Origin of the sequence: Dyadobacter endophyticus (assembly GCF_014641595.1) — a bacterium.
GTDB lineage: Bacteria > Bacteroidota > Bacteroidia > Cytophagales > Spirosomataceae > Dyadobacter > Dyadobacter endophyticus.
This window is the reverse complement of sequence record NZ_BMIA01000002.1, coordinates 20,089-46,239: the sequence shown is the minus strand read 5'-3', so window position 1 is coordinate 46,239 and position 26,151 is coordinate 20,089. Positions and strand designations below refer to the sequence as shown.

Sequence of the window (26,151 nt, the reverse complement as noted above, 5' to 3'; positions counted from 1 at the left end):
GCATTAAAAGGAATTTTTGGGGATCAATGAAAAATATTCTAGTTGTAAACTACTCTCAATCAGGTCAGTTGAATCAAATTATCGATCAGTTCCTGACTCCGTTCGATGCTGAAAGAGTAGAGCGGCTGGAAATTTTTCCTGCAAAGCCTTTTGTGTTTCCCTGGACTTCCGACGAATTTTTTGACAAAATGCCCGAATGCGTGCATGAGGAGCCGATCGAGCTCCAACCGCTGCATTTTGGTGCCGGGCGCTACGAGCTGATCGTGATCGGTTACCAGCCCTGGTTTTTGTCGCCGTCGCTGCCGATAACAGCGCTGCTGCACAGCCCTGTCTTTAAAGCCAGGGTGAAAGATACGCCCATCGTAACTGTGATCGGGGGGCGGAATATGTGGCTCAATTCGCAGGAAAGCGTCAAAAAGCTGATCGCCGATGCGGGCGGCAAGCTGGTTGGCAATATCCCGCTGATGGACCGCGTTTCCAATCTTGTCAGCGCGGTAACCATTCTGCATTGGATGCTCACCGGCCGCAAAGACCGCAAATGGGGTATTTTTCCAAAGCCGGGCGTGAGCGAGCAGGACATTCAGAGCGCCTCGCGCTTTGGGGCAATTGTCAAAAAGGCATACGATAGCGGGCAGTATGCCGGTTTGCAGAGAGAAATCATGGCCACAGGCCTTATTAACATACCCACTGATATTCTTTTTATCGAAGCGCGGGCCAAGAAACTATTCCGGATCTGGGCAAAGCTGATCAAAACGAAAGGTACCACGCCTGAAAAGCGGAAACGGCTGGTCGGTTTTTTTAAATACTACCTGCTGGTGGCACTTTTTATGGTGGCGCCTGTGCTGGTTACGGTTTACAGGGTGTTGATAGCACCCTTTGCCGCCAATGCGATTAAGAAGAAAAAAGAATACTTTTGTGGTGTAGAAACCAAATCATAATGTCAGAAGCATATATTACCAGGATTACCAAGTTTTTACCGAATGAGTCTGTTTCCAATGAGGAAATGGAAGAATACTTAGGATACATCAACGGAAAACCATCCAAATCAAAGGCCATTGTTTTACGTAATAACGGTATCAAAAACCGGTTTTACGCATTGCGCAAAGACGGAACGCCTACGCATACCAATGCAGAAATGGCCGCCCTTGCCGTCCAGGATCTTTTTAAAAACAATCCGGCAGAGATTGGCGAAATGGATTTGCTCAGCTGCGCTACATCCAGTCCCGACCAGCTGATGCCCTCTCACGGTTCAATGGTGCACGGTTATCTGCCCCAGGCCGATTCAATAGAGGTTGTATCACCCTCGGGCGTGTGCTGCGCGGGGATGCATGCATTCAAATATGCTTACATGGCCGTCAAACTTGGCGAGAAGCAAAAAGCGGTGGCTTGCGCATCCGAGCGTTTGTCGACGGTTTTGCGCTCAGACCAGTTCGAGGATGAGATCCAGCAGCTCACGCGGCTTGAAAAGAACCCCTTTCTGGCATTTGAAAAGGATTTCCTTCGCTGGATGCTCTCAGACGGCGCGGGCGCGTTCCTGGTCGAGCCGGCTCCCAACAAGGAGGGCATTTCCCTGAAAATAGATTGGATTGAAGGCTGCTCATATGCCAACGAGATCGAAGCGTGCATGTACATGGGCGCAGATAAGCTCGAAGACGGCACCCTCAGAAGCTATAAGGACTTTACCGCGGAGGAAATCCAGGAGCGTTCGGTGCTGAGCATCAAGCAGGATGTGAAGCTTTTAGGCGAAAAAATCGTTAAATTGGGCTTTGCCAAGCTCAGGGATATTCTTCTCAAAAGAGGGGTGACAATCGCGGATGTGAGCTATTTTCTGCCCCATTTGTCGAGCTACTTCTTTGAGGGCAAGATCGATGAATTTTTCAGGGAAAACGGCATGCCTATTCCCAAAGAGAAATGGTACACCAACCTTGTCACCAAGGGCAACGTAGGCGCGGCCTCGATCTATATGATGCTGGAAGAAGTATTCAATAGCGGCGCCTTGAAAAAGGGCGAAAAAATACTGCTGGCAGTGCCCGAGAGCTCGCGTTTCTCGTATATGTTCTGCCTGCTGACCGTGTGCTGAAACCATACAAAAGCTGCCCATAACCCATGAAAAAGGAAGACCTTCCGCAAGATCCCGGCGCGCTCGACAAATTTACCCGGGAAGTATGCTATGTCAAAAACCAGGACGGCAAGTACGAAACCGCGTTGAGCAAAGGATGGGATGTGAAAAAACAGGCGCTGGACAGTGCCTGGGAGGAGGTCAACGAGCGGGTGGAGGATGCGCGCAGGGCGGTGGCTAGTGGTGAGAAAAGCCCGGTATACTATTTTATGGAACTTCGCCTGATGGATATGCCCGTCCTGTCGGGTTACACGGGTTTCTTCCCGTTTTTTATCAAACGACATTTCAAGCCATCGGTTTTTAAAGGTCTCAGCGAAAGGAAACTGGAAAAATATGCCAGGGCTTTCGACATTACTGTGAGCGAGTTGAAAAATTTTAAAGGTTGATACAGTGAATATTGAAAGTCAAACGGATGCGTTCCATCACGTCCAGACGGCCCATTGCGAAAACGGGGTCACAACCGCACTACTGCGCTACCATGGCCTGGAATTCATGAGCGAGCCATTGGCTTTCGGTATGGGCTCAGGGCTGTTTTATATACAGATACCTTTTCTGACGGTTAACAACGGTCCGGCCATCTCCTTCCGGACGATGCCTGGCGCGATCTTTAAACGGACTTGCAAATCCCTTGGCGTGGAGGTTACCCGAAAGAAGTTCTCGAATCCGGCTGTGGCAGAAGCATTTCTGGACCAAAAAGTAAAGCAGGGTGTGCCGGTAGGCTGCCAGGTGGGGGTTTTTCACCTGAGCTATTTTCCCAAGGAATACCGCTTTCATTTCAACGCGCATAACCTGATTGTTTTTGGCGAGCGGGACGGGCGCTACCTGATCAGCGACCCGGTGATGGAAGATGTCACATCGCTTTCCAAAGAAGAGCTTTCCCGCGTTCGTTTCGCGCAGGGCCCGCTGGCGCCGAAAGGACATATTTACTTCCCTGAAAAAATAAAGCCGATTTCCCAGGAGATGATCCGTAAAGGTATCGTGAGCGGGATCCGCCGCAATGTGCGCGATATGCTGAGCATCCCGGGCAATTTTGCGGGGGTGAACGGCATTCGCCATACCTCTAACCACGTTCGTAAGTGGCGTGATAAGCTGGGACTGCGAAAGGCGAGCCTTTATCTGGGCCAGATCGTGCGCATGCAGGAGGAGATCGGTACGGGCGGAGGCGGTTTTCGCTTTTTGTACGGCGCGTTTCTGGAAGAAGCTGCCGGCTATTTGCAGGACGAGCGCGTATCGAACATCTCCGAGGATTTCACCAAAGCCGGCGACATGTGGCGGGCGAGCGCGATCAAAATGGCAGGCGTCTACAAGGGCCGCCTCACAGAACAGAAAGACTTTGAAGAAATTGCCGATATGATGCTGGAAATCCGTCTGGTTGAAAAAGAGGCATTTCAAAAGCTTTCCAGCCTGAAACTGGGTAAATAAGTGTCGATGGACCAGGTGTGTATTCAGATCAGGGGCGTGTGTAAGCGTTATAAATCCGCCCAGGAAGATAGCCTGTCCGAGGTGTCGCTCGACATTATGCAATCCGATGTATTTGGCTTGCTGGGGCCCAATGGAGCGGGCAAAACCACATTGATTTCCATTCTTTGCGGCATCATCCCGGTCTCTTCCGGGGATGTCCGCTTCTTTCACAATGGCACGCCCTACTCGAATGCCGAACGAAAGAGCCGCATCGGCTTTGTGCCTCAGGAGTATGCCTTCTACCAGGAGCTGACCGCGCGCCAGAACCTGGATTACTTCGGGGCGATGTATAATCTTTCCCAAAACAGGCTCAAAGAACGCCGGGAGCATTTGCTGGAAGTATTGGGCCTTGAAAAAGCGGCAGACAAGAAGGTGGGCACGTTTTCAGGCGGTATGAAACGCCGTGTGAACCTTGCGATCGGCATTATTCATCAGCCGCAGATCCTTTTTCTGGATGAGCCGACCGTCGGTGTGGACGTTCAGAGCCGCAATGCAATTATCCGCTATTTGCAGCAGATCAACCAGGGAGGAACGACCATCATCTATACTTCGCACCATATGTCGGAAGCCGAGGAGTTTTGCAAAAATATCGCCCTGATCGATCACGGAAAGCTTATTGCAGCGGGAGGCTTGCAGCATTTGAAAGCTGAGCACCAGGTCGAAAACCTGCAAACATTATTCATCAATCTGACCGGCGAGGAATACCGCGATTAAGCTTATGTTCAAACTGTATTCATCATTACGCAAAGAACTGCTGCTACTTATCAATGATAAAGTAGGGCTGGCTTTGATGTTTCTGATGCCCTTGCTGCTGGTTTTTATCATTACCATCATCCAGGACAGTGCATACAAGATGGTCAACGAGAATCAGATACCGCTTTTGGTTGTCAATCAGGACAAAGGCAGCGAAGGAGCCAAGCTGGTAGATCTGCTGACCAAATCGGGTCTTTTCAAGATCGATTCACAGAATGCTATTGAGCAGCAATCTTTAAAGTCCGAGCTGCTATCGAGAGGGAAAATGATCGCCCTCTACATCCCGGCCAGCTTTTCGGCCGGCCTTGAAAGTAACGCCGAGGATGTGAGCACGATTTTAATGGACGATCTGGGGCTTGCGCATGATACGACCGCCCGCCGGAAGGTCTCCATGCCCAGGCTTTCGTTTTACAACGATCCGGTTTTGCAGGAAAATTACAGCTACTCGGTTATGAGCGTGATCCAGTCCTATATGAGCGTGATCGAAAATTCGCTGATGATCGACCGCATGTATGCCAATATGGATATCGCAGAACGTTCAGCCAAGCTCAAAGACAAGATGATCTCCAATCGCGTAGGCATCGATCAGATCGTGGCGCGCAATAATAATTCTACCGCTATTCCCAATTCCACCCAGCACAATGTGCCGGCCTGGACGATTTTTGCCATGTTTTTCATGGTCGTCTCCCTTGGTAGTAACATTGTCAAGGAGCGCATCAACGGCAGCTTCCTAAGGCTGAAAACGATGCCTACAACGTTCATGGTGGTTATGTTCAGTAAAATGGCGATTTACGTGGTGGTTGCAGCATTACAGGTGGCGCTTACATTTTCGATGGGCGTATGGATACTGCCAAAACTGGGCTTGCCAAAGCTCAGCGTGCCCGATAATATCATTGCCACCATCGCGGTAATTTTCATAAGTAGTATGGCAGCGGTCAGCTACGCTTTAATGATCGGGGCGTTTGCCAAAACAGAGCAGCAGGCCAACGGCTTCGGAGCGATTTCGATTATCATTTTCGGGGCCATCGGAGGCATCCTGGTGCCGACTTTCGTGATGCCGGGTTTTATGCAGTTTTTTAGCAATTTTTCCCCGCTCCACTGGTGCCTGGAAGGTTTTTATGTGCTTTTCCTGAAAGGCGGAAGCTGGCAGGACCTGCGGACGGTGTTCGCTTTCCTTGGCATTTTTATAGTGTTTTGTCAACTTGGCACATATTTTAAGCTGCGGTTGGAAAGAATTATTTAAGTTTGAAATTCTATCTTAATGCACCCTCGGCCGGTGAGCGCAGCTGTAACCGGTGATTACTAGAAGCGATTAACAAATCAATATGGACATAGAAAGCTTAAAGCCCATTCTGAAAGGGCAAATTGTACAATACCTGAACCTGCTGGACATTAACCCTGTGGACATCAAGGACGACGAACCGCTTTTCGGCGGCGATCTGGGACTGGATTCGATCGATTCGCTCGAACTGGTGGTGCTGCTGGAACGGGAATACGGTATTAAAATCAATAATCCGGCCGAAGGACGCAAGATCCTGGTCGATGTCAACCATATGGCCGAGTACATACTCGCCAATACAAAAGCCGCGTAGTTTTCGATGAGAAGGGTGTTGGTGACGGGTATGGGCATGATTTCGGCCATTGGTGAGAATGTGCAGCAGAATCATCAGAGCTTGCGCGGCGGGCGTTCGGGAATTGGCAAGGCAGCTTTTTTTGAATCCTTATACGCCGCTTCGCTACCGTTTGGCGAGGTGAAGCTCAGCAACCAGGAGCTGAAAAGAATGCAGCAATTGGAAACCGCCCCCGGCTATACGCGCACGTGCCTGCTGGCCGATAAGGCCTTTTGCGAAGCCATTGCGGACGCGGCCTTAACCCGGGGCCAGCTTTCATCGCTGGATACCGCATTAATATCGGCCAGCACCGTGGGTGGAATGTGCCTGACAGATCAGCTCTACCAGGATGCCAACCACAAATCGGAAGGCTCCGAGTTTTTGGAATCCTATGGCTGCTCGGCGCATACCTTGAAATTGATAAAACGTTACCGGATCAAAGGTTTTACCGATACGATCAACACTGCCTGCTCGTCATCGGCCAACGCGATCATGCTCGGTGCGCGTCTGATACGCTCGGGACGGGTGAAAAGAGCGGTAGTTGGCGGAGTGGATAGTCTGGCCAAATACACCGTCAACGGGTTTAATGCCTTGAAAATACTCTCTGAATCACCCTGTAAGCCTTTTGATGTGAACCGTGACGGTTTGAATCTGGGCGAAGGGGCGGCTTACCTGGTACTGGAAGCAGAGGAGCTTACGGCTGGAAAGAAAGTGTATGCAGAAATCGCTGGTTTTGGCAATGCGAACGATGCGCACCACCCCTCTGCGATGTCCGATGAAGCCACCGGGGCTATCCGGTGCATGCGCGAGGCGATCGGCGCGGCCGGAATTGAAACTTCACAAATTGACTATGTAAACGCGCACGGAACCGGTACGCAGAACAACGACCAGGTAGAATTCTTCGGAATGGGGGAGTTGTTCGATAAGATGCCGCCTTACAGTTCTACCAAATCATTCACTGGACATACTTTGGGGGCTGCCGGCGCTGTGGAGGCCATTTACAGCATCCTGGGCATTGTTCACAGTGAGCTGTTTCCGGGTTTGAATGTGAGCGAGCCCATCGGCGGGCCTGCGCCTGTTTCGCAGTGGCGGGGTGAATACCCATTGAATTACGTGCTTTCCAATTCCTTCGGCTTCGGGGGAAATTGCACTTCGCTTGTTTTTGCCCGCGTCTAGGTCTGACTGGCCGGTAATTTCCGGCTCACAATCATTCACTTGAAAATGCTCTCAGAGCGTCAAGTTCGTTTTGAATGACTATTTCCCACCTTGCCTGCGCCAATTCGTCTCGTCGGGAATTACTTTCAGCGTCGTATGAGAGCCTTCTTTTGCGAAGTCCGTCATTAACTTCGCCGTTCAACTCTTCGACGAACTGTGTGCCATGAACGATCTTTTTGCGGTTGATTCTCAATTGTCTTCGAAATTGCCTGGTATATATTTCAACCAGATACTGGTGCTGCGTGTTGGCCATTCGCATGAAGGAATGCATTCCGCTACCTGACGACCTGCACAACCCTGCTGTTGGCAGAGGTTCCATTTTCGACCTTGATCAGGTAGTTGCCCGCAGCCAGAGTAGATACATCGACCGGCTCCTGCTCCCGAAATTGATCTATTTTTTTCGCATAAATCCGCCTTCCTTCTATGCTGAACACCGTGATCCGGCCGGACCGACCAACGAGTTCCGGCCTCGGTTTCACATGGAGCAAGCTGGCAGCCGGATTTGGATAAATTACAACTTCCGCCAGATCATTCATATTTACTTTCACTATTTTGCTGAGGGCGAAATCTGTGTTGGATTCGACCATTTTGAGCCGGTAATAATTGGTGCCGGGCGCTGGGCTGGTGTGCACAAAACTATACAAAGCGGTGTCAATCGCCGGCGCTTCTCCGATTACGTGAAAGCGCTTCGCGTCGGTGCTGTGCTCGATTTCGTAACGAGCCATGTCTATCTGGTCGGTGACTTTCCAGTTGAGTACCACGGTATTGTTTTCCGGAGTGGCCCTGAAATGCACCAGCGTAACAGGAAATGCGGCGTCGGACCCGAGCCTTGCCAGCCCGAAGCGGTTGGAGATCCAGAAGCTATCGTAAGTATCTACCCACAAATCGCCGTCAAACCGCTGGTATGGCAACGCATCGCCTGCCTTCTCCCATTGGCCATTATGGAATTTGTACACCTGCGTTTCACTGCCCACAGCGAGGACGTAAGGCTGACCGGAGGGGGAAATATTGATGCTGGAAATGCGGGTTCCGAATGCCGTATTACCCGAGTCGAAAAGCGACCAGGAAGTGCCGTCGAAATAGGCCAGGGAGCTGAATTGGGTGAAATAATCCGTTTGCCGGAGCCATACTTTTCCGTCGGGCTGGACCTCGATCTGGTCGATCACATTTTCGATGGCAGGGCTGGTCTGGTAATCAATCGTGTAGATCAAATCGTGGTCATTGAGGTCCATGACGAGGATTTCGGTGCTGTAATCGCGGTCCATGTTGAGAATCAGAATCCAGGCTTTATTGTCCCGGAACCGGATATCCTTGATCAACTGACTGTCCGAGACCTGGCGAAGCGCGATAAAACCGTCGGGCGTTTCCTTGTAAATAACCCGCTGCGTCCAGAACACTTGGTGCTGCGGACTAAAATCCTGGATGTAACCGACAAATGGAATGGTCGTCACGGTCGCGTCGCCAGAAGGACTTTCGTTGACAAGCTTCACTTTGCGGAACCGGTAACCGTCCGCGGGGTTGATGGTGTAGATGTTCCGCTCGTTATCCGTGCGAACGGAATTGTCCATTCCCACACCGAGAAGTCCATCGGTGTTAGCGCGGTTAAATGTCTGGAATGTAAGCGCTTTCTGGTCGAGTTTGATGAAACCGGCATCGATCACGCCCAGCCACACATGGTCTTTGGAAACGGCGATTTTGGGATTGGGTTTTCCAAAAACGGGCTGGTCTTTTTCGCTGAGGAATGTCAGCGCATAAGGGCTGTTGGCGCTGCCGGTGGTAAACTGAATGGTGTAGTCGACCAGGTCGCGGTCGGGATAATTGATCAGGTCTGTTTGGCGTTCCTGCACACGGAGGTAGAGCTGCGTGTTGGCAGGCAGGTCTTTCAGCACATCCGCGATTTCCAAAAATGGCTCGTAATTACGCTGGAAGAGCGGATTATTGAATTCCGGATTGTCGGCAACTGTTATGTGCGTGTTTGAATAGTAAGTTGATGGCGCGTAGGCGATCGGGATCGTGCGGGGTACATCGAGCATGTTATCCGGGACAGGCAGGTACAGCCCTACCATGTTCAGGCGCGCATTCGCCGAAAAATATCCGATTTCCGACCATTTGCCTGTTTTTCCATTCGCAATTGCCCTTACCCGCCATTTGAACCCGCCGAAATACGGCACGTAGTTATATTGATTTCCGGAAATGATTTCGCTGGCCGGATAAGCAAAGTCGAAATCACTGAGCGGCGAGACCTGCACCTGATACGAGGCTGCACCCGGAACATTCGAGAACGACAATGTCACCGGAAGCTGCGCCGGAAGAAATGCGTGATTGGCAGGCCCCAGAAGCACCGGCAAGTCGGGCTGGTCGGGGGCGATGCGGATTTTAACCGTGTTGGACCAGTCGGACGTGCCGAATGCATTGCGTGCCCTGACCCGCACGAAATAGTCGGCGCCTAATGTTTGTTTCAATAAGTTAATGCCATTTACGGCGGTGGTTTCGAGGGTTTCGCCATTGAAATTAGCATCCGTCGAATAGCTGAATTCATAAGTGCTGGCCAGCGTCGATGCCGACCAGGTGTAAAAATCCCCTTTCACAGCAGTAATGTCACCCGGCAGTGAAGGCGCCTGCGGCGCGGATTCCATTTTGGCAAAAGTGACCTGGGCGTGCTGTTTTATCACCGCCTGCACCATCGGATGAAGCGCTTCTCCGGCTCCATTGCTGCCGCACCGGCTCATGAGCGACCCTTTTGTGTTTACTTCCGAAGATTTGGTGTAGCAGTCCCCTTCTACTCCGCCGCAGTAATCGAGCGGGCCGCCGGGCCAGCCGCAGTAGTTGGTATGGTACGATCCGAAATTATGGGCAAACTCGTGCATGAGTGTTGCGGCATTTTCTAGCGGCGACACATTGTAGACACCGCCAATGAAGGCCACGCCCGAAGCACCGCCACCGACAGGCTTCGTATAAAGATAAATGCGTTTGTCAAAATTCTGGTCTGACACCTGCCTGTTGGCCAGGATCGTCAGCATGGCATGCACATCGTGTGCGTTGGCGTAAGGATTCGGCTCGGTGTCTTTGAAAATCCGGATGCTTGTGACCATCATCCGGAAGTTTGCCTCCCGCTCATAAAATTTCGAACATTTTTCGACATTACTGATCACCGTCTGGATAATCGCCGCGGTGTCGCGCTCGTATTTCACATAAGTATCCGAATCAATCTCCACCGCAACGCGGCATATTCTCATTTCTCCTGCGGCAGTCCGCGTGTTTTGCTTGGCCATGATGGCCGGCAGCTGGCTCATCATCTGCTTTATTTGCGGCGGTGCGTCGGCATCTCGGGTGCCGCACATAACCGGTTTTTCCTGTCCAAAGGCCATTTGGCAGCAAAAAGAAAGCACTACAAGTAGCCGGAGACCGTAGGATGTAAATGTCAAATTCATAATCATGCAGGTGGGATTGTTCAGGAAATATCCAGTAGGCCGGAATCATCCAGGTAGACACAATTTAAGTCACCGGCGTTGCGATTAAACAAAAGTAACCTTGCAACTATTTCAAGGATTTTCCTGTCTGATGAGGGTAGTACTCAGATCGTTCGCTATGAAAAAGCTTTTTTACCTGATCCTGGCTGTGTATTTCCTGGGAGGCTGTAAAGACAAGAAAATCGAAACTTTCCAGGGGCCGCCGGGGCCGAATGAAGGCGATACGAGCGTTTACAACTCGGACCACTACCGGTTGACGAAAATTCTCAATTTCAGCAAATCGGATTCGCCGCAGCCCGGCGGATATGTGGAATTCACTTACGACGGAGCAGGAAATCTGACGCGCCAGTCCTATTACGATGTTCCCGAACTGCTCTTGACCTACAAAACCTACACTTACATCAATGACCGGAAGGCAACCGAAAAAGTGTACGCAGGGCCTGTAAACGCCCTCACATTGGCAAACACGACCTCCTACACTTATGAGGGCGACCTGCTGACAAAGGAGGATATAACGAACGAGGTGGGTACGCTGCTGCATTCGAAGCATTATGTATATGCAAACCGGAGGCTCACTGAAACATACACATGGTCCGAGTCGCTCGGGAAACATCATCACTACAAATACACTCATGACAGCCGCGGGAATGTGGTAAAATGCAGGCTTATATGTATGATAACGAGCTGTCGAGCACTGACAACTACACCTACGACAGCCAAAACCGCGTAATCCGCACCGAGCGTTTTAATCATCAGAATGCACTTGAAACGGTCATCAGCACCGAATACACCGGTAACAACACCTTGCCGTCAGCGGAAATATCCCGGAATGCCGCCGGCAACGGGCAGGCCAGAACGACCTATGAATTCGACGTCGCCGGCAACCAGATCCGCACATTGATCGGCACGAATACTCTGAACAGAAGAAAGTATTACGGAAAGCTGCTCCGGGAAGAAATACGTTACGCGCCCACCTGGGGATTCGCCGAAGCGGGCATGAGTCGGTACGAGTATGAAAAGAAGTGACTCGTTGGCTATGAAAAATGTGCATGACGGTTCAACTTTTTATCATATTTCCAAAACTCAAACTTCGGCTTCCCGTCAGGCCTTGGATTCTTTCCACGAACGCTGAAAACGGTATGATAATCCGGCACCTCTAACGGCAATCAGTAGTCAAAAACCGTTTGCATGTCATCATGATAAATGTAAATATTACGCGTTATTTGCGGGAAAAATGAGCGAGGTATTGCACTATTCTAGCATTTAGTCAATACGAAACTTGTCGTAAATTGGATATCGTGGTAATGTGCCGGCAATAGATTTGCGTGTTAGCGTGTAAAGGTTGGAAGAAATTCGATTCGTGTATCCGATGAAACTTTCGGTATTATCGCAAGTACATAACTGATTCCTTCTCTAGGCTGTGAGCCGTATCTAAGCTCGGCGCTAATAGCGAGTTTGTTGCTAGGACAATGGGCAATAATGTTTTGAGACAGGACCTGAGCATATGTATTTAGTTTTATACTAATGACTATAAGACTCTTAGTTGTAAAATCGATCTTGTTTCTAAAATAAAGGATTTCTAAGTCTTGATACATTTGGCGCTCGCTTTGTATGATTTTGTATTGAGTGTCGAAACTGCTCAAATCTTTGAAGCTCACTTTGGGATTTAATTCGTCATTGAACAATTCGAATTTGATCGGCCCGTCCTGACACTGGTTAAAATACGGATTTTCATCCTTGCAAGTGTATAGAATGCAGCCTAGTAGTAATATAGGAAAGAGTTTTTTCCGCATAGCTAACGGTGTACTTATCGAAAGGCTTTCGTCTCGGTGACAATTTTTTCAATGTCGCGAAAATTGTTTTCCCTTGCTACTACAATCCCATTTTGGTCGACAAGAAAATAGGTAGGGAATTCGGAGATCTTGTAGGCTTTCATTATCTCACCCCGATCAAACGGGAAGTCAGCGAGCTGGATCCAGTTGGCCTGGCGCTCTTTCACGGTACGCCCATCTAATTTTATTGTAGGCGGTGAGCAGGTCGTTGTCCTTGGTGCCTCTGATTTCCAGTTGTTTCGGTTTGTCGATGTTGCCCGAAACTGTAAGGCTCCCGGCTTCATACCACACGCCTCTCCACGCCGGGTACTTAATGAAAATATCAAACATGCCGTCGTCAGGCTTTTGGGCGACGTACCGGAACCGATCGCCTTTGGCGACAACCGTATCTATCTTATTTTCGCCATTCTTCATGTATCTGAATTGAATGGGTATATCGCCAATGCCATTGATCTCGCCAGTCACAATGCAACTTTGGGCAACTACGCTCCAACTGCTAGCGAGCAAGGCCAACATGAAAATCACGGCAGCCTTTTTTGAGGGTGATACTGTCCGCGTTTCTGAAACGGGGATTAGAGATTGAGCAAGGAAGTAACTTGTACCAAACTTAATTATTATCTCGCTTTGTTCATGTTCAGTGAACATAAAATAGAAATGAACAGCCGTTGAGAAATGCCTAATTTCAACCCTAACATCCACTAAACAGATTTGCAATTGCTTGGAGGCAAATTTTTGACTTCCACTATGCATTTTGGGAACCCTTCTCCTGTTGAGACGCGTTCAAGGTAGTTTCCTGAAACGATTAATTTCCCTGCATCAGCTTGCCGAGAATCTCCTGTGCTGCCACGGAAATGACCGTTCCGGGCCCGAAAATGCCTTTAACCCCCGCATCGTACAGGAACTGATAATCCTGGGCAGGGATTACCCCTCCGGCAATAACCATAATGTCGCTTCGCCCGAGCCTTTCAAGCTCACTGATCAGCTCTGGAATGAGCGTTTTGTGCCCTGCGGCCAGGCTCGAGGCGCCAATTACATGCACATCGTTTTCAACAGCCTGCATGGCCACTTCTGCGGGCGTCTGAAATAGCGGGGCAATATCGACGTCAAATCCAAGATCGGCAAAACTTGTCGCGATCACTTTTGCGCCCCTGTCATGGCCGTCCTGGCCCATTTTGGCAACCATTATCCGCGGTCTGCGGCCTTCGAGCCGGGCAAACTCGTCGGACATTTCGCGTGCGCGGCGGAAGTTATCATCATCCGAAACTTCCGTCCGGTAAACGCCCGAAACGGACCGGATCGTGGACTGGTATCTGCCGAATTCCTTTTCCATTGCATCTGAGATTTCTCCTAATGTGGCTCTTTTACGGGCCGCGTCCACGGCCAAAGCAAGCAAATTTGAATGCATATCCTTTCCACCCATTTCTTTGCAGGCGCTCGTGATACGTTGCAATGCGTGGTGCACCGCCGGTTCATTTCTATCGCGGCGAATAGCTTCCAGTCTGGCGATCTGGGCGCTCCTTACCGCATCATTGTCAATTTGTAGGATTTCAAAAGATTGTTTTTCGGTGCTTTTATAACGGTTAACCCCAACTATAACCTCCTTACCCGCATCGATCCGCGCCTGCTTTCGGGCGGCAGCTTCTTCGATGCGCATTTTAGGCAGGCCCGTTTCTATCGCTTTGGTCATTCCGCCTAATGCCTGCACTTCCTCGATCAGCTGCCAGGCTTTCCCGATCAGCTGCGCTGTGAGATACTCAACGTAATAGGAGCCGCCCCAGGGGTCAATAGCCTTGCACAGGTCGGTTTCCTTCTGGATGAAAAGCTGGGTATCCCGCGCGATGCCGGCCGAGAAATCGGTGGGAAGCGCAATGGCCTCGTCAAACGAGTTGGTATGCAGCGACTGGGTGTGACCCATAACGGCGGCCATGGCCTCGATCGTCGTGCGGGTGATGTTATTGAATGGCTCCTGCTCGGTAAGGCTGTAACCGCTGGTCTGGCAATGCGTGCGGAGCATGAGCGACTTTTCATTGTTGGGGTTGAATTGGCTGACAATTTTTGCCCAAAGAACCCGAGCTGCCCGCATTTTAGCGATTTCCATAAAATGGTTCATGCCTATTCCCCAAAAAAACGACAGCCGGGGTGCGAAATCATCGATGGGAATCCCTGCTGCAAGGCCTGTGCGGATGTATTCGAGCCCGTCGGCGAGCGTATAGGCGAGCTCGATATGGGCGGGCGCGCCCGCCTCGTGCATGTGGTAGCCGCTGATGCTGATCGAGTTGAAACGCGGCATAAACCGGCTGGCATAGGCGAAAATATCGCCGACAATGCGCATAGACGGCTCTGGCGGGTAAATGTAGGTGTTGCGCACCATAAACTCTTTCAGAATGTCGTTCTGTATTGTGCCGGTAAGCTCGTGGGGCTGCACGCCTTGTTCCTGCGCAGCAACGATAAAAAATGCCATAACAGGTATTACCGCACCATTCATGGTCATCGACACTGACATTTGTTCGAGCGGGATCTGCTCAAAAAGTGTTTTCATATCCTGCACCGAATCGATGGCGACCCCAGCTTTGCCTACATCGCCTGTCACACGCGGATGGTCCGAATCGTAGCCCCGGTGAGTGGCCAGGTCGAAGGCTACCGACAGGCCTTTCTGACCGGCGGCAAGGTTTCTGCGGTAAAAAGCATTCGAGTCGGCGGCGGTTGAAAAGCCTGCATATTGCCGGATCGTCCACGGCCGCTCCAGATACATGCTCGCGTAGGGGCCGCGCAGAAACGGGGGAGCGCCTGCGCCGAATGCCAGGTGCTCGGCGTCTGCCAGGTCGTTTTGGGAAAATGTAGTCTTCAATGCGATGCCTTCGGCAGTTTGAAACGCTTCGGGCTGCTTACGATCAAGATTTTCAGGAACAGTTTCATCAGAAAGATTTATAAAAATCTCATTTTGAGAAGTTTTCAGAAAGGCTTCCCAGGCAGCATCCGCCAGTTTCAATGTCATATCTTCCAGCGCATATGCGCCTGCCGCAGGATCTGCTACTTGGGATAAAAGGCTTTCGTGTTCAAGAATGTAAGAAACGTGTGTGGCCAGCCGCTGAGCCAATGCATTAGCTGATTGATCATAAGGAAGTACGGTAAGAGCATCGCATCCTCCGATCACAGCGCTCATGGCCTGGCTGGTGGCTCTAATCAGATTGGTATAGTCGGCCTCATTGACTTTGTAGCTGATCGATGTGCTGGCCTCAATAAAGGGGGCGCTGTGCCCCGGCAGTCCGAATGCCCGCGCCATTTTACTTAAAAGGTATCGCAATGCCCTTAGTTTGGCGATTTCAGTCAGGTATTGGCAGCCGAGAGGAACAAGGAACGTGGTTTGCTCAAATGCGAGCTCAGGGGATGGGCTCTGATTGTAATACAGATTTGAAAAACAAGCAAGGGCTCCTGCCAGCTGCGAAACGGGTTCTGTGCCTTGCAGCTCTATGCTGAATGGCCGCGACTCTTTTATAAGCCCCTCGTTCACATTAACCCAGCCAGCAGTTTTCCTTTGGGCTTTCTGAACTTTGGCGACTGTTTCCCAGTCTATTTCAGCGGCGGTCACATAGGGTTTGAAATGCAAGCCAGCTGCTATTTCCCATGAATCGAGCAGGCCCGTGCGGCCTTTCAACTCACCGGCTGCCAGTTTTTTCCAGGCATATTTCCCGGATGGGGAAAATTCAGAAAAGAGCTTTGCTGACATCGACTGTGGATTGTTGAACGATTCAAGGATATGCGCCATGAGCAAAACTACAAATTTTGGCACGCAAAAACGGGGGCAGAAAATCAAAACTGCTTCTGTAACCTTCTGGGCACGATTACGCTCGTTATTTTATTTATGGGTTTGCAGATACACTTTATGAGGATTAAATTGAATGTTCGTTTCATCTGGAGAGATCAGGTATTTTTATATCTTTGCCGTCCTTTTGAATTATGATACTCAGAGTTTGGTAAATTATACATTGGAAAGAATCAGCACAAATAGAGAGGTAGACCAGGTTTGGGATGCTTGCCTGCGGATTATTCAGCAGCACATTCCCGATCAGAGTTTTAGGACGTGGTTTGAACCCATTCGTCCCTTAAAGCTCTATGGTAAAGTACTTACGGTGCAGGTTCCGAGCCAGTTTTTCTATGAATGGCTGGAAGATAATTATGTCAATCTGCTGAGGAAGGCGCTGGATTACGCGATTGGTCGCGACGGATTATTGGAATATTCCATTATCGTCGATACTGGCAACGAGAAGCACCAGCCGCTGACGATGAATGTTTCAACGCAGAAATCTCCAAATTATTCCCGGCCGGATAATTTCTCGACCGACCCGCGCATGGGAACTAGTGTGAGGGAGAAAGACCAGGATTCGCTCACGCTGGACACCTATCTGAACCCCAATTATTCGTTTGATAACTTCATCGAGGGCGACTGTAACAGGCTTGCGCGTTCGGCTGGTTTTGCCGTAGCGCAGCGTCCGGGGCTTACTTCTTTTAACCCGCTGATGATGTACGGCGGGGTAGGGCTGGGTAAAACGCACCTTGTGCAGGCTATCGGAAACTATATCACCAACCACTACGAGAACAAGCTGGTGCTGTATGTTTCCTCCGAGAAATTTACCAACCAGTTCATCAACTCGATCCGCAACAACACACTGCAAGAATTCACTGATTTTTACATGAAAGTGGATGTGCTGGCTATTGACGATGTGCAGTTTTTGTCGGGTAAGGAAAAGACACAGGATACATTCTTCCATATTTTTAACCACCTGCACCAGCTCGGCAAGCAAATCATCATGACAAGCGACCGCCCGCCTCGTGAGCTGCAAGGCTTGCAGGACCGTTTGCTTTCCCGCTTCAAATGGGGCCTGACGGCCGATTTGCAGGCGCCGGATTTTGAGACGCGTATCGCCATCATCCAGAAAAAGATCCAGTCCGAAGGCATCTCGATTGATTATGATGTGATCGAATACATTGCCCACAGTGTCAACTCTAACGTCAGGGAGCTGGAAGGCGTCATTGTTTCGCTGATGGCCCAGGCTTCGCTCACGCGCCGCAATATTGACGTGGAACTTGCGAAAAATACGCTTCGCAACATCGTGATGAACGAGGACAAGGAGGTTACCATTGACACGATCCAGGAAATCATCGCTGATTATTTCCAGGTTTCCATTGCCGATCTGAAAAGCAAAAGCCGCAAAAAGGAGGTCGTTTACCCGCGTCAGCTGGCGATGTATTTGGCGAAAGAATACACCGATTTACCTTTGAAATCGATCGGCTACCACTTCGGCGGCCGCGACCACAGTACTGTGATTCACTCGATCCAGAGCATTAACCTTTTGATGGACGAAACCCCGGACGTGGAAGAAACTTTGCAGAAGCTCCGCAGTTACTTTAAATAGGTTTTGACGTATCAATGTACAGGACAACTCCCTGAACACGATGTTGCGGAAACCTATCCTTCTTTCCCGAGAGCAGATCGATGCTCAAATCTGGGATAATCACATTCATCATAGCCGGCAAGGCGTCATTTACGCTTTGAGCTGGTATCTGGATATCGTTTGTGAGCAATGGCAAGCGCTGGTCTGGCCTTCGGCTGATGACTTCCGGATTGCAATGCCATTGCCGGTCAGGCGAAGATTTGGCCGCCGGGTTTTATACCAACCGCTGTTTTGTCAGTATCTGGGGATTTTTTCCAGAAACGAGCCGGACGCAGAACATTGCGCGCTGTTTCTTCAAGCATTGGCTGCGCATTATCCTTACATTTCCAGCTACACTTTTAATCCTGAGACCTTTCAGCTAATGCGCGGCGTGTTGGATGGCATGAAATGCTTTGATATCAAGGTGCTTCACACGCATTGGCTGGATTTAAACCGCTCTTACGAGGCTATCGATTCAGGTTATTCCAAGGACCGGAAGTTAAATCTTAAAAGAGGCATCAGTGCAAAATGGCAGATGATCGAATCGGACAATTTCAAAATGCTGAGGACGCTTTTTGCCGAAAACCATGCCCGTAGGATAGGCAGGGTCAAGAACGACGCTTACACGATGCTGGAACGGCTTGGGAGCAAGTGCCTTGAAAACGGGTCAGGAAGACTCCTGTATGCACGTGCAGACGCGCGCACACACGCAGGTACATTGCTTACGCGCTACCGCGGGCGAACGGTCTATCTTTTTAATGCAGCGGACAATGCGGGAAGAAAGAAAAATGCGAGAGTGCTAATGCTTGACAACTACTTTCGGGGCAATGCAGGCGCGGAAATGGTCTTTGATTTTGAAAGTCCTGAAAAACAATCCATTGCGGAATATTATGCGGGCTTCGGGGCGGTTGCAATGCCTTTTTATCAGATCAGAAGAAATGCATTGCCTTTTCCGCTAGCTCAGATTCAAACGCTTCGCAGCTGGCTGATTATCAAAACCAGGCGATATCTTTCCGCAGGCCTTTGTAGGATTTAAGATCCATTTCCAGCGAGCCGATTTTAAGATCGACCTCGGCTTTTAGTGGAATTTTGTTGGAATCGTCCGAGATCCAGAGCGCCATCGGTTCTTCACCTTTGAAGAATTTATTGGAAGGGATCTGGGGAGATAATCTAAATACTTTCGTTTTTCCAAATTTGGTTTTGATCACATCCCTGCCCACGTAACGCACGCGGAGCTTGTAGACTTCACCGTCGAAGAAGGTGGGTACTTCGATGATATCGCCTTCGCGAACCTTCTCGAAATTGATGGTGCGAAGGAAAAAATAGCCGCTGATGATGTCGTGAATGTTGTTGGGTACATTGTAGGTCTTACTCTCGGCCTTCACATTTGAAACGGCCTGGTCTTTGCTGTGATTGAAATATACCGTTTCCTCTTTGCGGTATTTGTTCTCCTGGATCTGCCGCTCGAACATGTGCGGGAGAATGGCGGTTGTGTCGATATAGGAGCGCCAGGTGTCGCGCACGCGGGATATGAGGTCAAATGCACCTACTGTTCGGCCAATGACATTGACACGGTAGCAAGGGCGGTTGTTGATCATCGAAACCGCTTTGCTTACTTCTACCTTCGCTTCTGCCGCGTTGATAAACCCATAATGCACCCGGTATTCGACCCGTTCGCCGGTTCCGAAGCTCTTGTTGTGTACTACGCGGTCGATTTCCGCGTTCTCCTCGAACTGGCGGAAAGAGAACAGCAATGCTAATGTCGAAATGGCTAATAGTAATGCGTACGATTTTTTCATGCTAATAACTTTACAGGGAAGGGTATTGTCCCTTTAAATGGTTCAGGTATTTCTTTAAATCCCTTCCAAACTTTTTTTCAAATTCCTGCCTGAAAGTGTCCTGCTTGGACTTGTAGGTCAGGTAGCTGATAAAGTAAGCATTATTGGGAAGTTTTCCGTCGGGCCAGCCGTTTTTGTTTGTTAACGTACGCTTGCCTGAAAGAAGTGTATCCGTGTCGCTGACGATATCAGTGATCAATCTGGCCTTCAACGAGTCCCGCCGCGCATTCGGTGTCGGGTCGGGGCCGAATGTCTTGTAAAGACTATCCAGCCGGCCTGCGCCTCTGAGCATATGCTGTGAATAGGCGTCATTATAACGTTTTGAGTACTCATACTGACGCATTTGCTCAGAATCCGCTCCGTATTTGTATCTCAAAAACCGGATCGCACCCTGATCGCCCACAAAGCTGGCCAGGTTTTCGTTCAATTCCAGGTTATTTTTCACAAAAAGCGTACCATGCGTAAGCTCGTGCAAGATCAGGTTGGCCAGGCTGCCATCGCGTCGGCGGAGCATGCTGGAAAGGATTGGGTCTTTCAAATAGCCGAGCGTAGACCACGCTGATACTTCACCGATATCGGTATCCAGCCCGTTGTCGATCAATGTTTTTTCTTCGGCAACTGCGCGGGTTGAATCAAAATAGCCTTTGTAGGGGAATGTGCCCACGATCGGGAAATGCCACTGGTGCGGCTGGACTTTATACCTTTCCGAGGCGGTGATCAGCCAGATAAGCGGCCGGCCGTGCTGATCGTAGAACGTGGTATAATTATCAGAGGGTGTCAGCCCGAGCGAGTCCACACCGAATTTCTTAATCTCCTCAATGAGACGGATCCTCGCTTTGAGCGAATCGGGAAACGTTTTGCTGGCCAGCACATCTTCAACGTCTTCTACCTGCATGAGTATGCCAATCTGTCCTTTGGCCTGTAAAAATGCGTAAGTGAGCACATCCCTTTGCCATATACCAAGCAGTACCACGACGGCCAAAAGGGCAACCAATATTTTTTTGATCACAATTTCAATATTAAGTGAATGCATCCGGCCCCTGAAATGATGCCCGGATGTAAATCGGTAATCGTTGTAAAATTAGGCAAATCAATGATATCTAAGTGCTGGTAGAAGATGCTTTGACGCCGTTTAATAATCAGTTCCGCTCACTTGGGTATCGCTATTTTATTTCCTGTTTTGTAAACGCCCGAAAATGCGAAAATTTCGGGAAATATTAAGTTTTTCGGCAAAATGCGGGTTGTTGTTTCACTTGGAATTAGCTATTTTTACAAAACAATAAAGACCCATTTACGAGCGGTTTTTGTCCTGCAAAAGCCGCTTTTTTATGTACCAACCAAATTACTGTTACCATTTTTATGGCACAAGCAACAACAGATAAAGACAACAAACTAAAAGCGTTACAGACCACGCTCGAAAAGCTCGATAAGACTTACGGAAAAGGTACTGTGATGCGTCTGAGCGACACCAAAGTATTAGATATTCCCGTGATTTCAACCGGTTCACTGGGCCTTGACCTCGCCCTGGGCGTAGGCGGTGTTCCCCGTGGCCGGATCGTGGAGATCTACGGACCGGAATCATCGGGTAAAACCACATTATCGATGCATTGTATTGCCGAGGCCCAGAAAAAGGGTGGCCTTGCTGCATTCATAGACGCCGAACACGCTTTTGACCGTTCGTACGCTGAAAAGCTCGGCATCGATACAAGCAACCTGCTTATCTCGCAGCCCGACAACGGTGAGCAGGCACTCGAAATCGCAGAGCACCTGATCAGCTCCGGCGCTGTTGACATTATCGTCATCGACTCGGTGGCCGCATTGGTACCACGCGCTGAGCTCGAAGGTGAAATGGGCGACAGCAAAATGGGTTTGCAGGCGCGTTTGATGTCCCAGGCCCTGCGTAAGCTGACCGGGGTGATTAACAAAACAGGCTGCTGCTGTATTTTCATCAACCAGCTTCGCGAGAAGATCGGTGTGATGTTTGGTAACCCTGAGACAACAACAGGTGGTAATGCATTGAAATACTACGCATCCGTTCGGCTGGATATCCGCCGTGTGGGCCAGATCAAGGAAAGTGCTGACGCGATCCTGGGTAACCGTACACGTGTGAAAGTAGTTAAGAACAAGGTAGCGCCTCCATTCAAAGTGGTGGAATTCGATATCATGTACGGCGAGGGCATTTCCAAAGTAGGGGAGATCATCGACCTTGCTGTGGAGCTGGATATTGTCAAGAAATCAGGCTCGTGGTTCAGCTATGACGGTAACCGACTCGGACAAGGTCGTGACGCGGTCAAAGCGCTGATCAAAGATAATCCCGAGCTGATGGATGAGCTGGAAGCCAAGATCCGCGGCCAGGTAAATGTCGATCCAGATGTGTTGATCGACACCAGCGAGCCTAATGTGGTAGACGAGGGTTCACCGGAATAAGTTTTCAATTGCATTGATTATAAAAAATGCCCTGTTTGTAGCAGGGCATTTTTATTTGTAGTCTATTTGAATCTTCTAGAAAGGCTTGCGATCATCATCGTCGTCTTCGTCGAAGTCATAATCATCTTCCCCGGGACCTGAGAACATGCTGCTGACCAGGTCTTGAAATTTCATGCCCTGATCGAGGGCCTGCTTGCCTACCAGCGAGAATTCGGCCATACCGTGCAGGGCGAATTCCATCATGAAAAGTTTTTCTTCGGCATCATTGTATGCTGAGAGCATATCCACGAAATCATCCAGGCCGTCGATGGTTTTCAAACGGGCGATGTATTCGCGGTCGGTCATATCGGCAGGCATTTCCATTTCATTGCCCGCGCCAAACCACTCGACTACTTTCGCGTAAGGATTGATCTTGCTCTTCTTGCTTTTTTCCGGATCCGGGAAGAAGTTCAGAAACTGGGTCCGGATCGCTTTACCGATCAGGTTCTGAGCTACGATCACAGGGCCTTCCACTTCACCTTCGTAGACGAGCTCCACCTTTCCGCAAATCGCGGAAACGACTCCGTAAAGGTCGGAAACGCGCACGTAGGTCGAGCTTTCGCCATTAATTAATGCTCTGCGCTCAGCAGTACTCAGAAGGCTTTCATATGCAGAAATCGTCAGACGCGCCGAAACGCCGCTTTTGCTGTCGACATATTCACTTTCGCGGGCCTCAAATGCAATTTGTTCAATAAGGGTCTTAACAAGCTCATTGACGCGCACAATGCCCTTCTGCTCTGGTTTGACAACCGCTTCCTGCTCGGTAATGCGCTTGCCGGTTTCGATCGTCTTTGGGTAATGGGTGACGATCTGACTTTCGATCCGGTCTTTCAAGGGCGTTACAATGCTTCCGCGGTTGGTATAATCCTCTGGGTTAGCAGTGAAGACAAACTGAATATCGAGCGGCAACCGCAGTTTGAAACCACGGATCTGAATATCGCCTTCCTGCAAAATATTGAATAGCGCCACCTGGATACGCGCCTGTAAATCGGGCAGCTCATTGATCACGAAAATGCCGCGGTGAGAGCGAGGTATCAATCCGAAATGGATCACGCGCTCATCCGAGTAGGGAAGCTTCAATGTTGCCGCCTTAATCGGGTCGACATCACCGATCAGATCCGCTACCGAAACATCGGGCGTAGCCAGTTTCTCGGTATAGCGCTCATCGCGGTGCAGCCATCCGATTTCGGCATTATCGCCCTGCTCGGCCAGCACATCCTTGGCATAGCGTGAGAGCGGGGCCAAAGGATCATCGTGCAGCTCTGAATTTTTAATGTAGGGGATATATTCATCCAGCAGACCTACCATCATGCGTGCGATACGCGTCTTGGCCTGCCCGCGAAGACCCAAAAAGTTGATGTTATGCATCGAAAGAACGGCCCTTTCCACATCAGGAATGACCGTTTCTTCATAACCCCAGATTCCGGGGAAAACATTCTCTTTGTTTCTGATTTTTTCAATCAGATTATCTCTTAGCTCCTGCTTGATCGAACGGGACCGATAACCTGCTTTTTTTAGTTCTCCGAGCGTGCGGATTCCCAGTAGTTCTGTGCTTGTAAGCTTTGAGTAAGTCATGTATGAAATAGTGGATTAACGCGCGTATGCCACCGAGCGCATTTCACGGATCACCGTGATCTTGATCTGGCCGGGGTACTGCATTTCTTTTTCAATTTTCTGGGAGATGTCAAACGATAACAGACCCGCTTTTTCATCGGAAACATTATCCGCATCGATGATCACGCGCAGCTCGCGGCCCGCCTGGATCGCGTAGCATTTCTCGACGCCATCAAAGGACAAGGCCAGGTTTTCCAGGTCGCGAAGACGCTGGATGTAGGATTCCATCATTTCGCGGCGGGCGCCCGGGCGAGAGCCTGAAATGGCGTCGCAAACCTGGATGATCGGCGAAAGAATAGAAGTCATTTCGATCTCGTCATGGTGGGCTCCGATCGCATTGCAAACCTCTGGGTTCTCTTTGTATTTCTTGGCAAGCTCCATACCCAGGATCGCGTGCGGCAGATCCGATTCTTCGGGCCATACTTTACCAATATCGTGCAGCAGACCGGCGCGTTTAGCCAGTTTGGTATTCAAGCCAAGTTCGGCAGCCATCGTAGCGCACAATTTGGCTACTTCGCGCGAGTGTTGCAGCAGGTTCTGCCCGTAAGAAGAGCGGAACCGCATCCGGCCAATCATTTTCACCAGTTCAGGGTGAAGGCCGTGGATACCCATGTCGATCACGGTTCTTTCACCGATCTCAACGATTTCATCTTCGATATTTTTGCGTGTTTTGGCCACCACCTCCTCAATACGGGCAGGGTGGATACGTCCGTCCTGCACCAAACGGTGCAATGAAAGGCGGGCTATTTCCCTTCTTACGGGGTCAAAACCTGAGATAACGATCGCTTCCGGGGTATCGTCTACGATAATCTCAACACCGGTAGCTGCTTCCAGCGCGCGGATGTTACGTCCTTCACGGCCGATGATTTTACCTTTGATATCGTCGTTTTCAATGTTGAATACCGACACGCAGTTTTCGATGGCATGCTCGGCGGCAGTGCGCTGGATGGTTTCGATAACGATCTTTTTCGCCTCTTTGGTAGCGGTAAGACGCGCTTCTTCCATCGCGCTTTTAATATAGGATCCCGCGCGGGTCTCGGCTTCGGCTTTCAATGCGTCTACAAGCTGCTCGCGCGCCTGTTCTGCGGTAAGGTTAGCTATTTTTTCAAGCTGGGCAACCTGCTGCTGCAAGGATTTTTCCGCGTCTTCGCGGCGCTTTGTTGCGGTTTCCAGCTGCTGGCTGAGGTTGTTTTTGAGCGTGTCCAGCTCGTTTTCCTTGCGTTTGGCCTGTTCGATGCTCTGGTTGAGGCTCTGTTCGCGTTGTTTGAGCTTCTGCTCGTTGCCTTGCAGGATGCTGCGTTTTTTATTGGCGTCTTCTTCGAATTCGGTTTTCAAGCGGAGGTACTTTTCTTTCGCTTCAAGAATGCGGTCTTTTTTGATGTTTTCGGCTGCTACTTCTGCATTCCGGAGAATTTCAGCTGCACGTTCCTGGGCCTCTTTTTCCTTTGCGTCGAATGATCGCTGAAAGATGTACTTACCTGCAAAAATACCCACCCCTATGGCGATGATATCTGACAGGATGACGATGAAATACAATGAATTAGACATTTCAATAATGGTTATATATAGTTGGTTTTACCGACTACACCCGCGTTGAAATGCCGAAAATGGAAGAAATTGAAAGAATATTTTTGCAGATACTGTTAAATCAAAGGTCAGGTATGGGCGTCAGCTCTCAATAGCACCGGCGAGAGTCTCGTCCAGTTTTTCTACTCTGCTTTTAAAAGCCGCTACCAGGTCGTCCATTTCTTCCTGGTTCCGTTGCAATGCCACCAGGCATTCTATAGAAGTCAATGCAATAGCCTCTATATCACCGTATACTTTCCCTTTTAATTTATGCTGTTGCACACGCTGCATGAACACCTCATACCCATCCCTGTAGAATTTCTCCTGATCCGCCGGAACGCTCAGTTTGAAACCTCTGTCCAGCAGTTTTATAAAGACAGAAACATCTGGATTAGGTATGCTATTTTTTTTCATAAGGTATCTTCAAGCAATTCGATGCACTTATCGATCTCCTGGATATATCTTTCAACTGATTCTTTCAGTTCGGCAATTGCGCCTGTTGGTGTCAGTTTACTAGTGACAAGTTTAGCGAAACTTTTAGACTTATTAAAGTCTTTTTCTAAAGACGTGTATTTTTTCCTTATTTCTTTCGATTCTTCCGTGAGCTTCGCATTGGCCACCCGGAGCTCCGCGTTTTCACGCTGGAGCTCTGAGATCGACCAGTTTAATTTCTCTTTATGATTGATCAGGATTTCGAGTTTTTTCTCGACGTCGGACAGTTTGTGTTCGATAATACGTTCAATGCTCCTCTCCATTTTTTTAAACTGAAAGATCC

At 49.7% G+C, this 26,151-nt stretch carries 23 protein-coding genes; 13 read left to right on the top strand and 10 right to left on the bottom strand.

Going from position 1 to position 26,151, the window contains the following annotated elements; all coding sequences use genetic code 11:
• Nucleotides 1–26 precede the first annotated feature (26 nt).
• The 8 genes from IEY24_RS12305 to IEY24_RS12270 all read left to right on the top strand — a co-directional run bounded on the left by IEY24_RS12305 (nt 27) and on the right by IEY24_RS12270 (nt 7,119).
• Nucleotides 27–938, top strand: a complete 912-nt coding sequence (locus IEY24_RS12305) for a hypothetical protein (RefSeq protein WP_188932441.1) — start codon at nt 27–29, stop codon at nt 936–938.
• A complete protein-coding gene (darB, locus tag IEY24_RS12300) occupies nt 938–2,080 on the top strand; it encodes a dialkylresorcinol biosynthesis protein DarB (protein WP_188932439.1) in 1,143 nt (380 codons plus the stop codon). Before IEY24_RS12305 ends, darB begins: the two co-directional genes overlap by 1 nt.
• A gap of 26 nt (nt 2,081–2,106) precedes the next feature.
• A complete protein-coding gene (DarG, locus tag IEY24_RS12295; protein ID WP_188932437.1) occupies nt 2,107–2,505 on the top strand; it encodes a flexirubin biosynthesis protein DarG in 399 nt (132 codons plus the stop codon).
• Nucleotides 2,506–2,509: 4 nt separating this feature from the next.
• The gene (darH, locus tag IEY24_RS12290; RefSeq protein ID WP_188932435.1) at nt 2,510–3,541 is read left to right on the top strand and encodes a BtrH-related acyltransferase DarH; all 1,032 of its coding nucleotides are present in this window, start codon (nt 2,510–2,512) and stop codon (nt 3,539–3,541) included.
• Nucleotides 3,542–3,547: 6 nt separating this feature from the next.
• Nucleotides 3,548–4,294: an ABC transporter ATP-binding protein gene (locus IEY24_RS12285; protein ID WP_188932433.1), complete on the top strand. Its 747-nt coding sequence runs from the start codon at nt 3,548–3,550 to the stop codon at nt 4,292–4,294.
• Between the two features lie 4 nt (nt 4,295–4,298).
• Nucleotides 4,299–5,576: an ABC transporter permease gene (locus IEY24_RS12280; RefSeq protein WP_188932432.1), complete on the top strand. Its 1,278-nt coding sequence runs from the start codon at nt 4,299–4,301 to the stop codon at nt 5,574–5,576.
• 82 nt (nt 5,577–5,658) lie between these two features.
• On the top strand, nt 5,659–5,925 hold the full coding sequence (locus IEY24_RS12275) for a phosphopantetheine-binding protein (RefSeq protein WP_188932431.1): 267 nt from the start codon (nt 5,659–5,661) through the stop codon (nt 5,923–5,925).
• Nucleotides 5,926–5,931: 6 nt separating this feature from the next.
• Complete coding sequence (locus tag IEY24_RS12270) at nt 5,932–7,119, top strand: beta-ketoacyl-[acyl-carrier-protein] synthase family protein (RefSeq protein WP_188932430.1); 1,188 nt, start codon at nt 5,932–5,934, stop codon at nt 7,117–7,119.
• A gap of 31 nt (nt 7,120–7,150) precedes the next feature.
• Here the strand turns inward: IEY24_RS12270 and IEY24_RS12265 are convergent, their stop codons facing one another.
• Complete coding sequence (locus IEY24_RS12265; protein ID WP_188932429.1) at nt 7,151–7,477, bottom strand: hypothetical protein; 327 nt, start codon at nt 7,475–7,477, stop codon at nt 7,151–7,153.
• Nucleotides 7,434–10,589 (bottom strand): T9SS type A sorting domain-containing protein, encoded by a 3,156-nt coding sequence (locus tag IEY24_RS12260; RefSeq protein ID WP_188932428.1) that lies wholly within the window; start codon nt 10,587–10,589, stop codon nt 7,434–7,436. Before IEY24_RS12260 ends, IEY24_RS12265 begins: the two co-directional genes overlap by 44 nt.
• A gap of 157 nt (nt 10,590–10,746) precedes the next feature.
• Between IEY24_RS12260 and IEY24_RS12255 the strand changes: the two genes are divergently transcribed.
• On the top strand, nt 10,747–11,358 hold the full coding sequence (locus IEY24_RS12255; protein WP_188932422.1) for a hypothetical protein: 612 nt from the start codon (nt 10,747–10,749) through the stop codon (nt 11,356–11,358).
• Nucleotides 11,298–11,654 carry a hypothetical protein gene (locus tag IEY24_RS12250; RefSeq protein ID WP_188932420.1) on the top strand — a complete coding sequence of 119 codons (357 nt, stop codon included), beginning with the start codon at nt 11,298–11,300 and terminating at the stop codon, nt 11,652–11,654. The genes IEY24_RS12255 and IEY24_RS12250 overlap by 61 nt, the downstream gene beginning before the upstream one ends.
• A 935-nt stretch (nt 11,655–12,589) precedes the next feature.
• Here the strand turns inward: IEY24_RS12250 and IEY24_RS12245 are convergent.
• Together IEY24_RS12245 and scpA are read right to left on the bottom strand one after the other, a co-directional pair.
• Complete coding sequence (locus tag IEY24_RS12245) at nt 12,590–12,985, bottom strand: DUF4369 domain-containing protein (RefSeq protein WP_188932418.1); 396 nt, start codon at nt 12,983–12,985, stop codon at nt 12,590–12,592.
• Nucleotides 12,986–13,262: 277 nt separating this feature from the next.
• Nucleotides 13,263–16,226, bottom strand: a complete 2,964-nt coding sequence (gene scpA, locus IEY24_RS12240; RefSeq protein WP_438821070.1) for a methylmalonyl-CoA mutase — start codon at nt 16,224–16,226, stop codon at nt 13,263–13,265.
• Between the two features lie 220 nt (nt 16,227–16,446).
• On the opposite strand from scpA, the gene dnaA reads away from it, so the two are divergent.
• Together dnaA and IEY24_RS12230 are read left to right on the top strand one after the other, a co-directional pair.
• Nucleotides 16,447–17,874, top strand: a complete 1,428-nt coding sequence (dnaA, locus tag IEY24_RS12235) for a chromosomal replication initiator protein DnaA (protein WP_229222171.1) — start codon at nt 16,447–16,449, stop codon at nt 17,872–17,874.
• A 40-nt stretch (nt 17,875–17,914) separates the two neighbouring features.
• Entirely contained in the window at nt 17,915–18,928 is a 1,014-nt protein-coding gene (locus IEY24_RS12230; RefSeq protein WP_188932416.1) for a GNAT family N-acetyltransferase, read from the top strand.
• Here IEY24_RS12230 and IEY24_RS12225 read toward each other — a convergent pair.
• Nucleotides 18,885–19,691: a DUF3108 domain-containing protein gene (locus IEY24_RS12225; protein WP_188932415.1), complete on the bottom strand. Its 807-nt coding sequence runs from the start codon at nt 19,689–19,691 to the stop codon at nt 18,885–18,887. The two genes, IEY24_RS12230 and IEY24_RS12225, sit on opposite strands and share 44 nt — an antisense overlap.
• A gap of 10 nt (nt 19,692–19,701) precedes the next feature.
• Entirely contained in the window at nt 19,702–20,739 is a 1,038-nt protein-coding gene (locus tag IEY24_RS12220) for an aminopeptidase (RefSeq protein WP_188935137.1), read from the bottom strand.
• 350 nt (nt 20,740–21,089) lie between these two features.
• On the opposite strand from IEY24_RS12220, the gene recA reads away from it, so the two are divergent.
• Nucleotides 21,090–22,157: a recombinase RecA gene (gene recA / locus IEY24_RS12215; RefSeq protein ID WP_188932413.1), complete on the top strand. Its 1,068-nt coding sequence runs from the start codon at nt 21,090–21,092 to the stop codon at nt 22,155–22,157.
• Between the two features lie 75 nt (nt 22,158–22,232).
• Here the strand turns inward: recA and IEY24_RS12210 are convergent, their stop codons facing one another.
• From IEY24_RS12210 to IEY24_RS12195, 4 genes are all read right to left on the bottom strand, one after another.
• A complete protein-coding gene (locus IEY24_RS12210) occupies nt 22,233–23,771 on the bottom strand; it encodes a magnesium chelatase ATPase subunit I (protein ID WP_188932407.1) in 1,539 nt (512 codons plus the stop codon).
• A 15-nt stretch (nt 23,772–23,786) separates the two neighbouring features.
• Entirely contained in the window at nt 23,787–25,358 is a 1,572-nt protein-coding gene (rny, locus tag IEY24_RS12205) for a ribonuclease Y (protein WP_188932405.1), read from the bottom strand.
• A 120-nt stretch (nt 25,359–25,478) separates the two neighbouring features.
• A complete protein-coding gene (gene zapA / locus IEY24_RS12200; RefSeq protein ID WP_188932399.1) occupies nt 25,479–25,790 on the bottom strand; it encodes a cell division protein ZapA in 312 nt (103 codons plus the stop codon).
• A complete protein-coding gene (locus tag IEY24_RS12195; RefSeq protein WP_188932397.1) occupies nt 25,787–26,131 on the bottom strand; it encodes a hypothetical protein in 345 nt (114 codons plus the stop codon). The genes zapA and IEY24_RS12195 overlap by 4 nt, the downstream gene beginning before the upstream one ends.
• Nucleotides 26,132–26,151 lie beyond the last annotated feature (20 nt).